At 65.7% G+C, this 13,856-nt stretch carries 14 protein-coding genes; 5 read left to right on the top strand and 9 right to left on the bottom strand.

All coding sequences use genetic code 11. From position 1 onward, the window contains the following. Positions 1–30 precede the first annotated feature (30 nt). Genes U5817_RS16140 through U5817_RS16130 form a run of 3 tightly spaced genes read right to left on the bottom strand, consistent with a single transcriptional unit; the run spans position 31 to position 1,486 of the window. Entirely contained in the window at positions 31–549 is a 519-nt protein-coding gene (locus tag U5817_RS16140; protein ID WP_407278045.1) for a hypothetical protein, read from the bottom strand. Then, positions 546–1,238, bottom strand: coding sequence for a methyltransferase family protein (locus U5817_RS16135; protein ID WP_407278044.1), 693 nt, complete (start codon positions 1,236–1,238; stop codon positions 546–548). Before U5817_RS16135 ends, U5817_RS16140 begins: the two co-directional genes overlap by 4 nt. Beyond that, complete coding sequence (locus tag U5817_RS16130; protein WP_169126892.1) at positions 1,235–1,486, bottom strand: DUF2933 domain-containing protein; 252 nt, start codon at positions 1,484–1,486, stop codon at positions 1,235–1,237. The genes U5817_RS16135 and U5817_RS16130 overlap by 4 nt, the downstream gene beginning before the upstream one ends. Positions 1,487–1,762: 276 nt before the next feature. On the opposite strand from U5817_RS16130, the gene U5817_RS16125 reads away from it, so the two are divergent. The 3 genes from U5817_RS16125 (at position 1,763) to U5817_RS16115 (ending at position 4,828) form a co-directional block, all read left to right on the top strand. Next, the gene (locus tag U5817_RS16125) at positions 1,763–2,158 is read left to right on the top strand and encodes a CopK family periplasmic copper-binding protein (protein WP_407278043.1); all 396 of its coding nucleotides are present in this window, start codon (positions 1,763–1,765) and stop codon (positions 2,156–2,158) included. Between the two features lie 173 nt (positions 2,159–2,331). Then, positions 2,332–3,696 carry a chromate efflux transporter gene (gene chrA, locus U5817_RS16120; protein WP_407278042.1) on the top strand — a complete coding sequence of 455 codons (1,365 nt, stop codon included), beginning with the start codon at positions 2,332–2,334 and terminating at the stop codon, positions 3,694–3,696. Positions 3,697–3,778: 82 nt separating this feature from the next. Further along, complete coding sequence (locus U5817_RS16115) at positions 3,779–4,828, top strand: patatin-like phospholipase family protein (RefSeq protein WP_407278041.1); 1,050 nt, start codon at positions 3,779–3,781, stop codon at positions 4,826–4,828. A gap of 48 nt (positions 4,829–4,876) precedes the next feature. On the opposite strand, the gene U5817_RS16110 is transcribed toward U5817_RS16115, so the two are convergent. Beyond that, positions 4,877–6,244, bottom strand: coding sequence for an MFS transporter (locus U5817_RS16110; protein ID WP_407278040.1), 1,368 nt, complete (start codon positions 6,242–6,244; stop codon positions 4,877–4,879). Between the two features lie 61 nt (positions 6,245–6,305). Then, positions 6,306–7,487, bottom strand: a complete 1,182-nt coding sequence (locus tag U5817_RS16105) for a M20 aminoacylase family protein (protein WP_169127026.1) — start codon at positions 7,485–7,487, stop codon at positions 6,306–6,308. A 120-nt stretch (positions 7,488–7,607) separates the two neighbouring features. Between U5817_RS16105 and U5817_RS16100 the strand changes: the two genes are divergently transcribed. Then, positions 7,608–8,498, top strand: a complete 891-nt coding sequence (locus U5817_RS16100) for a LysR substrate-binding domain-containing protein (protein WP_169126882.1) — start codon at positions 7,608–7,610, stop codon at positions 8,496–8,498. A gap of 20 nt (positions 8,499–8,518) precedes the next feature. Here U5817_RS16100 and U5817_RS16095 read toward each other — a convergent pair whose 3' ends face one another. The 4 genes from U5817_RS16095 to speB form a co-directional block, all read right to left on the bottom strand. Then, positions 8,519–9,802: a TRAP transporter large permease gene (locus U5817_RS16095; RefSeq protein ID WP_407278039.1), complete on the bottom strand. Its 1,284-nt coding sequence runs from the start codon at positions 9,800–9,802 to the stop codon at positions 8,519–8,521. 24 nt (positions 9,803–9,826) lie between these two features. Continuing rightward, positions 9,827–10,465, bottom strand: coding sequence for a TRAP transporter small permease (locus tag U5817_RS16090; protein ID WP_407278038.1), 639 nt, complete (start codon positions 10,463–10,465; stop codon positions 9,827–9,829). Positions 10,466–10,592: 127 nt separating this feature from the next. Then, a complete protein-coding gene (gene dctP / locus U5817_RS16085; protein WP_407278037.1) occupies positions 10,593–11,630 on the bottom strand; it encodes a TRAP transporter substrate-binding protein DctP in 1,038 nt (345 codons plus the stop codon). Between the two features lie 65 nt (positions 11,631–11,695). Then, positions 11,696–12,673, bottom strand: coding sequence for an agmatinase (speB, locus tag U5817_RS16080; protein ID WP_407278036.1), 978 nt, complete (start codon positions 12,671–12,673; stop codon positions 11,696–11,698). Between the two features lie 147 nt (positions 12,674–12,820). Between speB and U5817_RS16075 the strand changes: the two genes are divergently transcribed. Beyond that, a complete protein-coding gene (locus tag U5817_RS16075; protein ID WP_407278035.1) occupies positions 12,821–13,720 on the top strand; it encodes a LysR family transcriptional regulator in 900 nt (299 codons plus the stop codon). The last annotated feature ends 136 nt before the right edge of the window (positions 13,721–13,856 follow it).

Here is a 13,856-nt window from a genome sequence, read left to right as displayed (position 1 = left end):
TTCTCCGTGTGGGTGCGCGCGCGCGGGAGCTCACTTCGCGGGGCGTTTGCCCGACGGGGCGGCCATGCGCTCCATCATCATCTGCATCATGTTCATGCGCTGTTCCATCTGGTGCATACGCCAGGCCATGGCGTCGGGGGACGCGCCGTATGCATCCGCTCCCATCATCCCGCCCATCATGCCCATGCCTCCCATCATTCCCTTGCCACCCATCATGTGGCAGCCCATCGGTGCGCCATCACTTGCGGCCATCTGCTGGCCGAGCATCATGTTCTCGCGCATGGTCTGCATGTGCTGCATGAGCAGCGTCTGGCGTTCCTCCGGGGTTTTGGCTGCGGCCAGGGCCTCGAGCTGGGACTGCATCGTGGCGGCGTTGTCGCGCATGCGCTGGACCGTCTTTTCCGGTGTCGGGGCGGGCGCCGCTGCGGGCGTCGTTGCGGCGGCGGCCTGGTCCGGGTGATGGGCGTCTTCGGCCCAGCCCGGCGAGCTTGTGGCGAGCGAGATGGCAGCGAGCGACAGTGCGAGTGCGTTGGTCAGCAAAGGTTTCATGATCGTTCTCCTGATGAATGCTCGCCGCGGTCGCCGGCGATGGGATGAGTGCGGGATTTCGTCCGGCAAGGGAAGAAGGCCGGGGTCGTCCGCGCGTAGCGCTGCCAGTCGGCACCGAAGCTCGCCTCCGCCTCACGCTCCTCGCGACGGGCGAGACGCACATAGGCGACGACGAGGACGGGGAACATCGCGAGCGTGATCAGCGTCGGCCACTGGAGCAGGAAGCCCGCCATGATCACGACGAAGGCCGCGTACTGCGGGTGGCGCAGGCGGGCGTAGGGGCCGGTGGTGGCCAGCGTGCCGGTGGCCTGCGCCGCGTAGAGCACCTTCCAGGCCGAGGCGAGCAGCCAGAAGCCGCCGCCGATCAGGATTGCGGAGAGGATGTGGAAGGGGCCGAAATGCGGGTTGGCGCGCCAGCCGAACATCACTTCGAGCAGGTGGCCGGCGTCGTGGGAGAGGAAGTCCACACCGGGAAAGCGGGCCGCAAGCCAGCCCGACAGGAGGTAGATCGTCAGCGGGAAGCCGTACATCTCGGCGAACAGCGCGACGATGAACGCGGAGAACATGCCCAGCGTGCGCCAGTCGCGCGACGAACGCGGCTTGAAGAAGCTGGCGGCGAAGAGGATGAAGATGGCCGAGTTGATCGCGACCAGCGACCACAGGCCATAGGCGGGACTCGATTCGGTCATCGCGGCTCACCATCCCTGGGGGCGTCGTGATGAGAGCCGTGGCTGCCGTGGCCGTGGTGCATGAAGAGATGCATCAGCGGGCAGGCAAGCAGGAACAGCCAGGGGAGGATGCCCAGCAGATGGATCCGGTGCTCGAAGGCCAGAAGGATGGCGGCGATTGCGAGGAAGACGCCGAATACCCAGCCGGCGCGCTTCGGACGGGGTGCGTCCCTCATCGGGGCGGGCACGGGAGAGTGCTGTGGGCGCATGGCATCGATCCGATGTTCCGATGAATTCATCATAGACCCCGGAGATCGACTTCACCCTGACGCGATGATTACATTCATGTCAGCATCGCGCGAGATGGTTAATTTTCGGTGATTCGGGGGGCGTTCAAGGATTTTCGGGATTATTTCCTGAAAATGACGATTAGCTGAACGAAGCGTAATTCCGCAGTCATCGTCCTGTCGGGGGGGCTTTCCTAGCATTCGATCATGGTTGCTCGTCGTCGAGCGCCAGATCCGATCACAGCAAGGAGAGTCATCATGAAACACACATCGATCCGTATTGTCTTTACATCCATTCTGCTTGCCGGCCCGCTGGCGGTATCGGCCCATACGGACTACTCAGAGGCCGGCTCGACCCATTGGCTCGAGCACCTCCAGACGGTTCCCGCCTTGTCTGCGGGACCCGCGCTGCGCGAGAACGTCCGTGACGGTGACGGCGCAAATTCCCTGGAGAAATCGTACGACCTCAAGGACGGCTCGACCCTTCACGTGTTCAGCGACGGCAAGATGGCCATGGAGGACAAGTACGGCCGCGCGTACTCCATGGATCAGGGGCACCCGATGGTGACTGCCGATGGCCAGAAGATCACGATGCAAGGCAACGAGGTCTGGCGCCTCGACGCTCTGCTCGACTCCAACTACCGCGGGCGCTGAACGGCCTGTCAGGAGGTCTTGCGCGCGTGCGGTGGGCGTCGTGCGGCAGGGGCGGCGGGCAGGCATACTTGCACGCTCGCAAGAATCCGACGGGACTCATGCGCAATCGTCGCCCGGCGCGGCGGGTTGCCCAGAGTCCCGTCCTCGACCCGCCTTGAGGCCGCACAACCAGAATGAGCCGTTCCGCACCGACGACCGAAAACGCCCCCGCAACCGCACCCGCGCCGGTTTCGTTCCGCGAGGCCTTGCTGTTTTGGCTGAAGCTCGGTTTCATCAGCTTCGGCGGGCCTGCGGGCCAGATCGCGATCATGCACCAGGAACTGGTCGAGCGCCGCCGCTGGATCTCGGAGCGACGGTTCCTGCACGCCCTCAACTACTGCATGGTCCTGCCCGGCCCGGAGGCGCAGCAACTCGCGACCTACATCGGCTGGCTGATGCATCGGGCGCGCGGCGGCATCGTCGCCGGCGTGCTGTTCGTGCTTCCGTCGCTGCTGATCCTGATCGGCCTGTCGTGGGTCTATGTGGCCTTCGGCGAGACGCCGCTGGTGGCGGGGCTCTTCTACGGCATCAAGCCCGCCGTGACGGCCATCGTCGTCCAGGCGGCGCACCGCATCGGCTCGCGCGCGCTCAGGAACAATGTGCTGTGGGCGATCGCGGCGGCGTCCTTCGTCGCGATCGCCGGATTCAACCTGCCGTTTCCTGCCATCGTCATCGGTGCCGCGCTCGTCGGGGTGATCGGCGGCCGCCTTGCACCTGACCGTTTCCGGGCCGGCGGCGCGCACGGCACGGCCGACAAGTCGTTCGGCCCAGCGGTGATCGACGACGCCACGCCGAGGCCCGAGCATGCGCGCTTTGCCTGGTCGCGCGTCGCGCGCGTGCTGGTGGTCGGCGGCCTGCTGTGGCTGGTGCCGATGGGGCTGCTGGCGGGCGCCCTGGGCTGGCAGCACACGTTGACGCAGATGGGTTGGTTCTTCACCAAGGCGGCGCTGCTGACCTTCGGCGGCGCCTATGCGGTGCTGCCCTACGTGTATCAGGGCGCGGTCGCGCACTACGGCTGGCTGACACCGGCGCAGATGATCGACGGACTGGCGCTGGGTGAGACGACGCCGGGCCCGCTGATCATGGTGGTCGCGTTCGTCGGCTTCGTCGGCGGCTATGTGAAAGCGGTGTTCGGGCCGGACAGCCTGTTCCTCGCCGGCGCCGTGGCTGCCACGCTCGTGACGTGGTTCACCTTCCTGCCGTCCTTCATCTTCATCCTTTTGGGCGGTCCGCTGGTGGAGACGACCCACAACGACCTGAAATTCACGGCGCCGCTCACCGCGATCACCGCCGCCGTGGTCGGGGTGGTGTTGAATCTGGCGCTGTTCTTCGGTTACCACGTGCTGTGGCCGCAGGGGCTGGAGGGCGGCTTCGACCTCATGTCGGCGCTCATCGCGCTGGGCGCGGCGGTCGCGCTGTTCCGCTTCAGGGCGAACGTCATCCACGTGATCGCCGTGTGTGCGGCGGTCGGATTCGCGTTGCGGATGTTCATGACCTGACCATCTGAAACACCCCCGTTACCATTCTTGCTGTATTGTGCAGTGCAGCAAGAGTGTGTCCCTGCATGGAAGGGGGTGGAACATGTTGCGCAAACGATGGTGGTCGGGCAGGCGCGGCGAAGTGCCTGCGATCAGCCTCGCGCTGCAAGGCGGCGGGGCGCACGGCGCCTACACATGGGGTGTGCTGGACAGGCTGCTTGAGGACGGCTGGAAGCTCGACGGCGTCAGCGGCACCAGCGCGGGCGCGATGAACGCCGTGGCGCTGGCGCAGGGCTGGACGCGCGGTGGCGCGGAGGGCGCGCGCGAGACCCTGTCGGCGTTCTGGGAGGCGATCGCGGCCAGCGCGCCGCTGGAGCTCGACCTGCTGCACAGCATGAACCCGAATGGCAACGGCGCGCTGCCCAATCCCCTCGGGATGATGCTGGGGATGACGCGGCTGTTGTCGCCCTACCAGTTCAATCCGCTGGAGCTGAACCCCTTGCGTGAGGTGGTCCACGCGCAGTTCGATTTCGAGTTCCTGCGCCGCGAGTGTCGCCTGCGCCTGTTCATTGCGGCGACGCGCGTGCAGACGGGCAAGGTGCGCCTGTTCCGCACCGCCGAGCTCACCGAGGACATGCTGCTGGCGTCGGCCTGCCTGCCCACCATCCACCATGCGGTCGAGATCGACGGCGAGGCCTATTGGGACGGCGGTTTCAGCGCCAATCCGGCTGTCTACCCGCTGATGTACGAATGCGAGACGCCGGACATCCTGCTCGTGCTGCTCAACCCGCTGCGCATTGCGGCGCCGCCGCGCAGCGCCGGGGAGATCGCGGATCGCACGGTGGAGCTCGGCTTCTCGGCGACCTTCCTGCGCGAGATGCGCATGATCGCGCATGCCCGCGCCTATCTCGAGGCGGGTAGCGGCTTTCTCCCGCACGGGCGCCTCGAGCGCAAGCTGCTGGGCCTGCGCTTCCACATGATCGAGGCGCAGGAGCTGGCCGAGAGCGGCAGCGGCAGCAAACTCAACGCGGCGCGCGCCTTCCTGCACGAACTGCGCGACCTGGGGCGCGCCCGTGCCGCGAAGTGGATCCGTACCAGGCGGCAGCATGTGGGCAGCCGGGGGACGGTGAATCTCGGAGAGGTGTTCGCGTAAACGAAAAAAGCCGCCCCCGGGGGAGGGGCGGCCAGCATTGCAGGGATTTCAGGCGCGATTGAGAGCGGTGCGCGGGAGGATGGTGGCCTCCTTGCCGCCCTTGCCCGTCTGCGCCTGCGGGGTTTCATCATCGACCGCGGCGAGATGCGCGACCCTGGTGCGGTCGGTCAGGAACAGGGCGGACACGAAGCCCAGCGCGGCGGCGAACATCACGTAGAAGACGGGGGCGATGACGACGCCCGTGTTCTGGATGAGCCAGGTCACGATGAACTGCGCGAAGCCGCCGAACACCATCACCGCGACGTTGTAGGCGAGCGCGAGGCCGGTCGAGCGCACGCCGGCGGGGAACTGTTCCGCCATCACGGCCGAGATCGGGCCGAAGAAGACCGCGAGCAGGATGCACAGCACGATCTGCATCGTGACGAGCCGTTCGAACGATGGGGCGGCATGCACCCACGACAGCAGCGGGTAGGAGGCGACGAGCAGGCCGGCGGCGGCGAGGATCACGAGGATCTTGCGGCCGACGCGGTCGGACAGCGCGCCGAACACGGGCATCAGGATCGTCATCAGCGCGACCGCGATGACCTGCGCGGTGAAGGCATCCGACAGCACCATGCCGAGCTGCTTGGTGGCGAAGGTCGGCATGTAGACCAGGATCACGTAGAAGCCGACCGTGCCGCAGACGGTGACGCCCATGACCGCGAAGACTTCGCGCAGGTGGTTCCGGAGCATGCGGGCGATCGACTGCTTCTCCGCCGGGGCCTTGTGGGCTTCCAGAAAGGCCTCGGTTTCTTCCAGGTGACGGCGGATCCATAGGCCGACCGGGCCGATCGCGAGGCCGATGATGAACGGGATGCGCCAGCCCCAGGCGTCGAGCGCCTCGGGCGAGAGGTTGCGCGTGACCAGCGCCGTGACCCCGGCGCCGGCAAACACCGCCAGGCCCTGGCCGAACATCTGCCACGAGCCGTACAGGCCGCGCTTGTTGGGCGGTGCGCTCTCGATCAGGAAGGAGGTCGCGCTGGCGAACTCGCCGCCGGTGGCGAAGCCCTGCAGCAGGCGTGCGAGCACGATCAGCAGCGGGGCGGCGACGCCGATCGCGGCGTAGGGCGGGGCGAAGGCGATCAGTGCGATCGACACGGTCATCATCGCGATGATGAGCTGCAGCGCCGCCTTGCGGCCCTTGCGGTCGGCGTAGATGCCCAGCAGCACGCCGCCCACCGGACGCATGAAGAAGCCCACGCCGAAGGTCGCGGTGGCCATCAGCAGCGAGCTGTACTCGCTTTCGGAGGGGAAGAACAGGCGCGAGATCACCACGGCGAGGAAGCCGAAGACGATGAAGTCGTACCATTCCAGCGCGTTGCCGATGACGGCGGCGACGATCTGCCGCGTGCGCGGCGCTGCGGTATTGGTGCTCATGATGCGTGTCTCCTCTTTAAGAGTCTGAGTTGTCGTTTTGGGGTCTTCCGCCAGCCGGCGGTCAGCCGCCGAAGAACCGGTTGGCGAGGGCGACCCAGAAGGCCGCGCCCGGCGCGAGGCAGGCGTCGTTGAAGTCGTAGTGCGGGTTATGCACGCTGCACGGGCCGAGGTGTTCCCCGCCGGCGAAGCCGTTGTCGCCGTTGCCGATCAGCAGGTAGCAGCCGGGCACCTGCTGCAGCATGAAGGCGAAGTCCTCGCTGCCCGAGAGCGGCGGGGCGTTGCCGTCCACCTTGTCGTCGCCGACCAACTCGCGTGCGACCTCGGTCGCGAAGCGCACCTGCTCGGCGGTGTTGATCAGCACGGGGTAGCCGCGCTCGTAGCGGATGTCGCAGCCGACGCCGTGGGCGGCGGCCTGTCCGCGGGCCAGTTCGCAGATGCGCTGTTCCAGGCGGTCGCGCACTTCGGGGCGTAGCGCGCGCACGCTGAGTTCCAGTTCGGCCGTCTCGGGGATCACGTTGTAGGCCTTGCCGGCGGACATGCGGCCGACGCTGACCACGGCCATCTCGACCGGATCGACGTTGCGCCCGACGATGCCTTGCAGGCCGAGCACGGTCGCCGCCGCCGGCAGCGTCGGGTCGGCGGCGAGGTGGGGCAGGGCGCCATGGCCGCCCTTGCCGTCGAAGCGGATCAGCACCTTGTCGGACGAGGCCATGAAGGGGCCGGGGCGGAAGCGGAAGTGGCCGGTCGGCACGCCGGGGAAGTTGTGCATCGCGAAGATGGCATCGCAGGGGAAGCGCTCGAACAGGCCTTCCTCGAGCATGCGCTTGGCGCCGCCGCCGCCACCCAGTTCCTCGGCGGGCTGGAAGATCAGGTTCAGCGTGCCGCTGCCGGGCAGGCGGCCTTCGCGGTGCAGGCGTCCGAACACCTGTGCGGCGCCGAGCAGCATCGCGGTGTGGCCGTCGTGGCCGCAGGCGTGCATCCGGCCCGGATTGCGGCTCGCCCAGGGCAGGCCGGTTTCCTCGTGGATCGGCAGCGCGTCCATGTCGGCGCGCAGCCCCAGGCGCGGGCCGCCCTTGCCGCCGTCCGTGCCCCAGCTCAGGGTGCCGACGACGCCGGTGGTGGCGATGCCGGCAGTCACTTCGAAGCCGCAGTCGCGCAATTGGTCGGCCACCAGGCGGCTGGTCTCGAACTCGTCGAAGCCGAGCTCGGGATGCTGGTGGATGGCACGCCGCCAGGTCTTCATGGCGGCTTCGTCGGGGAGGTGGCGATCAATAGTATTCATGGATTGATAATAGAATTTGCTAACGATCGCGGAAGGCGGTACTTTTTCCGGGGTGACAACCAAACGTGTTCACTGACCGCGATGAAGGACCATCAACTGAAGGCGCTCGTGCAGGTTGCCGATGCCGGCTCGATCCGGGCGGCGGCGCGGGCGATGCATCTCAGCCAGAGTGCGCTGACGAAGGCGCTGCGCGAGCTGGAGGAAGACGTGGGGGCGGAGCTGCTGACGCGCAGCTACAAGGGCGTGGTGTTCACGCCTGCCGGCCAGGCGCTGCTCGCGCGTGCGCGTCTCGCGCTGGCAACGCTGGAGAAGGCGCGCGAGGAGGTGCGCCTGCTGCGCGGCGGGGCGGGCGCGCGCATCGCCGTCGCGCTGACGCCGCTCGTCGCGGCGACGGTGCTGCCGCGCGTGTTGGCGGAATTCCGCCGCATCCAGCCGGACGCCGCGCTGAGCCTGGAGGAGGGGCTGCTGACCAACGTGGTCCCCGGCATCATCGAAGGGCGCCTGGATTTCGCCGTGGCGCTCGCCAATGCGCAGGATCTTCCCTATGAAGTGGATTTCGAGCCACTGGCGCAGATCCCGGCCTCGCCCGCGGGCCGCATCGGGCATCCGCTGGCCGCGGCACGGACCTGGGCGGAGCTCAAGGGCGCAAGCTGGGTGCTGAACCTGACCGGGGCGAGCCAGGGCAGCCACCTCGTGAACTGGCTGATGGCCAACGGCATCGACGTGCCGGACAGCACCGTGCGCTGCGCTTCGCCGACGCTGATGCTGGAGCTCATGCGGCGCACCGACCACATCGGCTTCGGCCCGACCGTGCTGATACGCGATCCGATCTTCGGCGTCGGGCTGCAGGAGTTCGCGGTCGAACCGCTGCCGCCGCCGATGTCGCTCGGCATCCTGAGCCTGCGCGGGGTGCCGCTGAGCGTGGCCGCCCGCCCGCTGGCGGCGCTATTCGCCCGCCAGCTGCGTGCCTGATGTGGCCGGGCGCCCCGCGCTCAGCCGGCGAACGCCCAGTCGCGCAAGAACAGCGCGATCTGCGGGAAGTAGATCAGCGTGATCGACACTCCGACGAGCATCAGGAAAAAGGGAGGGGTTCCCTTGATGCAGTCGAGATAGGGGCGGCGGAAGACCGCAATGGCGGTGAAGATGTCGCAGCCGAACGGCGGTGTAGCGGCGCCGATCGCGACCTGCAGCGTGATTACGGTGCCCACCAGCACCGGGTCGAGCCCCGACGCATGCACCAGCGGCATGAAGATAGGGATCAGGATCAGCATGACAACGATCGAATCGACAAACATGCAGCCGATGAAGAACGCGATCGTGATCGCATAGAGCACGCCGACCGGGCCGATGTGGTCAAGCCCCAGCGAACCGATGATCTCCTGCGGGATCTGAGCGTAGGACAGCAGCCATGAAAAAGCCGCGCCGGCGCCGACGAGTACGAACACGACCGACGTCACAAGACCCGTCGATAGTGCGATGTCGTATAGCTCGCGCAGCCCGATCGATCGGAATACCACCAATTCGAGGATCACTGCATAGAGCGCACACACCGCGGCAGCCTCGGTCGGACTGAACACCCCGCCGTAGATGCCGCCGACGACGATCAATGGAAAGCCTGCCGGCCAGGCGGCTCGGCGGATAGCCTGCCAGCGTTGGCCCCAGCTCGCTTTCGGCTCGGTCGGGATCCCGTGGCGCGTCGCGTACCACACGCTATACAGCGAGAACAGCATAATCACGAGCAGCCCCGGTCCGATGCCGGCGATGAACAGCTGAGCGACCGAGGTGCCGGACAGCACGCCGTAGATGATCATGCCGATCGACGGCGGGATCAGGTATGCGAGGTCTGCACCATTGACCATCAGTCCGATCGTGAAATCGTCCTTGTAACCGGCCTTCAGCATTTTCGCGCGCATGGGGCCGCCGATTGCGACCACGGTGGCCTGCGTCGAACCGGACACCGCACCAAACATGCCGCAGGCGACCGTCGCGGATACCGCGAGGCCGCCCCGCAGGTGACCAAAGAAGCGCATCACGAGATCGAGCAGGCGGTCGGCGGAATGGCCGCGCGTTACGATGTCCGCCGCGAAGATGAACATTGGCACGGCGACCAGTGATGCCGGTTTGACGCCACCGATCATCTGTTGCACGACCTGCTGCAGGTTGATGTCGGGAAAATAGAACACGAAGCCGATCAGCGTTGCGCCGATCAGGGTGACCATCATCGGAAATCCCGCGACGAGCAGGATCACCATTGCACTGAGCATCACGATTGCCATGGAGGTCTCCGTCGAGTCTGCGGATCAGGATTGCACCGAGGGTACCGACGGGCCCGAGGGGGGCGGTGCTGTCGGGTCCTGGCGGCCGTGTTGCAGTGCGTGGGCGAGTTCGGGGTCTTCGTATTCATCGACCGCGCTGTAGGAAGCGAAGACGCGGGGATCGCTGAAGTCGAGGTTGCGAAGGACGGTAAGCAAGTACTGCACGCCGCTCAGGACGAAGCCGAACAGAACCGGCAGGTAGGTCAGGTACAGCGGCACCTGCAGCGCGGGCGTGACCTTGCCGCGTGCGGCGGTGCGCTGCACGTACTCTAAGCAGTACCACGCCAGCGTGAACATCACCGCCGCGGTGACGGTCGCGATGACGATCATGACGACCTTCTTCGCGCGCGGCGGCAGTTGGTCGTACAGGGCCGTCATGCGGATGTGGCGGCCCTTGCGGGTTACGTAACCGAGCCCGAAGAAGGTGACCAGCACCATCAGGAATTCGCTCAGCTCCTCGATAAAATGGATGCTGGCGTCGAACACGAAGCGTCCGATCACGTTGGCGACCGTAAAGCTCGCCAGTACGAGGATGCTCCACCCCAGGGTCCAGGCCTCGATGCGCCCGACCGCATTGTCGAGCGCGCTCAGGGCGCCACTCACGTCTTGCGGCAATCCGCTCATTGTTTTATGTCTCCTCACGCTGCATGTCTGGCCATGGCGCGGGCGTGATCACACATGGCCTTTTCTTGAGGACATCCCGGACGCCACGGCGAAAACATTCGCGCGCGACGCTCGGGATGTTTGAAGCTTATTTCGCTGACAATGCGGTCAATGCGTTGACGTCCGCGAGGAAGCCATCGAGGATCTTCTTGCCCTCTGAGCCTACGTGCTTCTGGAACTTCGCGTGCGTTGCCATGCTTGCCTTGCGGAACTCGGCGCGTTCGGCTTCGTTGAGCTGCACCAGTTGGATGTTGGGCTTAGCCGCCTTGATCTTGTTTAACCGCTCACTGTTGAAGCGTTTGACGACGTCATTCACGTAGCCATGCATGTCGGCGACCGTCGCCTCGATCATCTTCTGGCGCTGGGGCGGCAATTTCGAGAACCAGTCGTTCCCCGAGACGATCGCGGTGACGAGCTCCTGCTCACCGGCCCAGATCAGGTAGTTCGTGACCTCGTAGAACTTCATCTCTTCGATGGCCGGTATCGGATTCACCTGGCCATCGACCTGCTTGAGCTGGAGCGCGCCGTACACCTCGCCGAAAGGCATTGGCGTGGGGCTCGCGCCAAGATCGGCGTAGGCGTCTAGCAGCACGGGCGACACCATCACGCGCATCTTGAAGCCCTTGAAGTCCGTCGGTTTGCGCACCAGGCGATTGGTCGTCCACACCTGTGGTCCTTCGGAATACAAGGCCTGAAGACGCAGGCCGCGCTTGTCGAAGGCCTTGCCCAGCGCGCCGCGGACCAGCTTGTCCGATGCGAGCACCTTGTTGACCGCGTCCGAGCCGTCAGGCAACACGTAGTTCATCAGGAACACCTGCGATTCGGGAACCAGCGTGCCGAGCGCGCCAACCGCGACATTCACGAAGTGAACGGTGCCGTCGATGGCCTGTTCGGCCATCTCGGCCGACGTGCCGAGTTGGCCCATATGGTAGATCTTGACCGTGACCTCACCGTTCGAGGCCTTTTCGATGCGGCGTTTGAACTCCTGTGCATAGGAATCCATGATCGAGCCAGGGACTTCCTCGATCGCATATTTCCAGGTCTCGGCTGCGAAGGTTGACAGGGAAACCAGTGCGATCGAGATGCCGGCGAACAGATGCTTCAGGGATAGACGGGTGCGTGACATGTGATCCTCCTTAAGGTGTGCGGATTCCTGCGGGGCTAGGCTCGGCCGTTCGGCTCTTGTTGCCCTTATGCGCCCGCCTTCGCGTTGCGTGCATGGAAGATGAAGCCGATGCTGTTCATCAGAAGTTGAGCGGCCAGGATGGATGTAGTTCCGGTCGGATCGTAGGCGGGAGCGACTTCGACGAGGTCCATGCCGACGATGTCGCCGCGGCTGCGTTTGGCGAGCGCCTGGATGATTTCCAGCACCTCGTAGTACAGGAAGCCGCCGTGGCTCGGCGTGCCCGTACCAGGCGCGATCGACGGGTCGAAGCCGTCGATGTCGATCGTGATGTAGTAGGACACCCCCTGCGGGATCTTCGCGAGCACGCCTTCGGTGCCCAGCCGGCGCACGTCGCGCACCGACAGGATCTGCGAGCCCGCTTCGCGCGCGGCCATGTAGTCGTCGCGGTTCGACGATGAGACGTTGCGGATGCCGATCTGCGTCATGCCGACGATGTGATCCATCTCGGACGCGCGGCGCAGCGGGTTGCCATGGCCGTAGCGCACGCCGTGGCGCTCGTCGACGAAGTCGAGATGGGCGTCCACGTGCAGGATGTGGATCGGCCCGCGGCCTTCGAAGGCCTTGATCACCGGCGCGTGGATCGAGTGGTCGCCGCCGAGCACGAGCGGCATCGCGCCCTTCTCGAGGAGCTTGCGCACTGCGAGTTCGATGTTCGCGTTGCTCTTCGCCATGTCGGTGTGGACGATGTCCGCATCGCCGACGTCGACGATGCGTACTTCGTCGCGCGTGAGGTACATCACGTCGTCCTCGAAATCGTACGCGCCGGAATGGCCGAACGAGAACAGCGTCGAGGCCTCCCGGATGCCGCGCGGCCCGAACCGCGCGCCCGAGCGCCATTGCGTACCCATATCGTTGGGGGCGCCCAGCACCGCGACATCCGCATCAAGGGCCTCCCAGTCAAGGCAGGGAGGCGCTTTCGCGAAGGTGCAGTGCCCCACGAAGGGCAGGTTGAGGCGTCCGGATTCGTATGAGTTCTTCGACATGCTGGGTCTCCTGGTTATCGATGCGTGAGGGCGCTGGGCCCGTCCGCAGATCCAGTGTAGGAAGCCGATTGCGTCGGAAAAATATGAACTATAGGATGCTTACATCGATCGGAATCAATGTAATACGGCGCCGCACGGGAGGGCACAATGATTCAGCTCCACAACGTCGACCTGAAGCTGCTGCGCGTCTTCGACGCGGTCGTGCGCTGCGGGGGACTCTCGGCAGCGCAGGCTGAGCTGAACGTCGGACAATCGACGATCAGCGCCCAGATCGGCCAACTCGAGGTCCGGCTCGGCGTGCGCCTGTGCGACCGCGGCCGTGGCGGCTTCCGCCTCACCGAACAGGGGCGGGCGGTCCATGACGCCACGCAGCGCCTGATGAGCGCGATAGAAAACTTTCGCATCGAGGCCGACCAGCTGAAGCGTAGTGTGGCCGGAACGCTCAGTCTCGGTGTCATCGACAACACCGTCACCGACCGCGGCTCGCCCTTGCGGGGTGCCATCAGCCGTTTCCTCGCGCGCGGGCCGGACGTGCATATCGACGTGTATGTCGGCAATCCGAGCGAGCTCGAACAACGCGTGCTCGACGGACGGGTACATGTTGCTATCGGGCACTTTCCCTTTCCCGTGCATGGCATCGCCTCGGTGCCCCTTTACGAGGAGGTTCACGGAATCTTTTGCAGCGCGCAGGACCCCCTCGCCGCGCCGTCGTGGTCGGATGAAGCGCTTGCCGCCCGGTTGCGCGGGGCTCGCGTCGTTGCGCGCGGATACCTTCGGCGGCGCGATCTGGATCTGATTGGTGCCTCTGTTGCGGCTTCTACGACCGACAGTGTCGAAGCGCAGGCGATACTGATTCTTGCCGGCGGCTGTGTCGGGTTCCTGCCCCTTCACTATGCGACGCAGTGGATCGATGCTGGCGAACTGCTGCAACTCATGCCCGAGCGGATGATCCTCACTTCGCCATTCAGCGCAATCATGCGGCGGCTGCCATTACCGCCGCTGCTGCGTTGCTTCATCGATGATCTGGAATTGACCCGTCGAGGTTAGTGCTGTTGCACACGTGCAGCGTGCAGCTGTCCTCTTGAGTGAATCGACGGTGGCCTGGCGCGGTGCCGACGGGAACTCGCTCAGTTCTGCCCAAGTCCGCTGGGTGTCCTGCACCCTTCGAGGCGCACCGCTGAGC

It is taken from the genome of Aromatoleum evansii, assembly GCF_045689615.1.
Taxonomy (GTDB): Bacteria; Pseudomonadota; Gammaproteobacteria; order Burkholderiales; family Rhodocyclaceae; genus Aromatoleum; species Aromatoleum evansii.
Note: the sequence above shows the minus strand (reverse complement) of the source record. Positions and strands in the feature narration are given on the sequence as shown.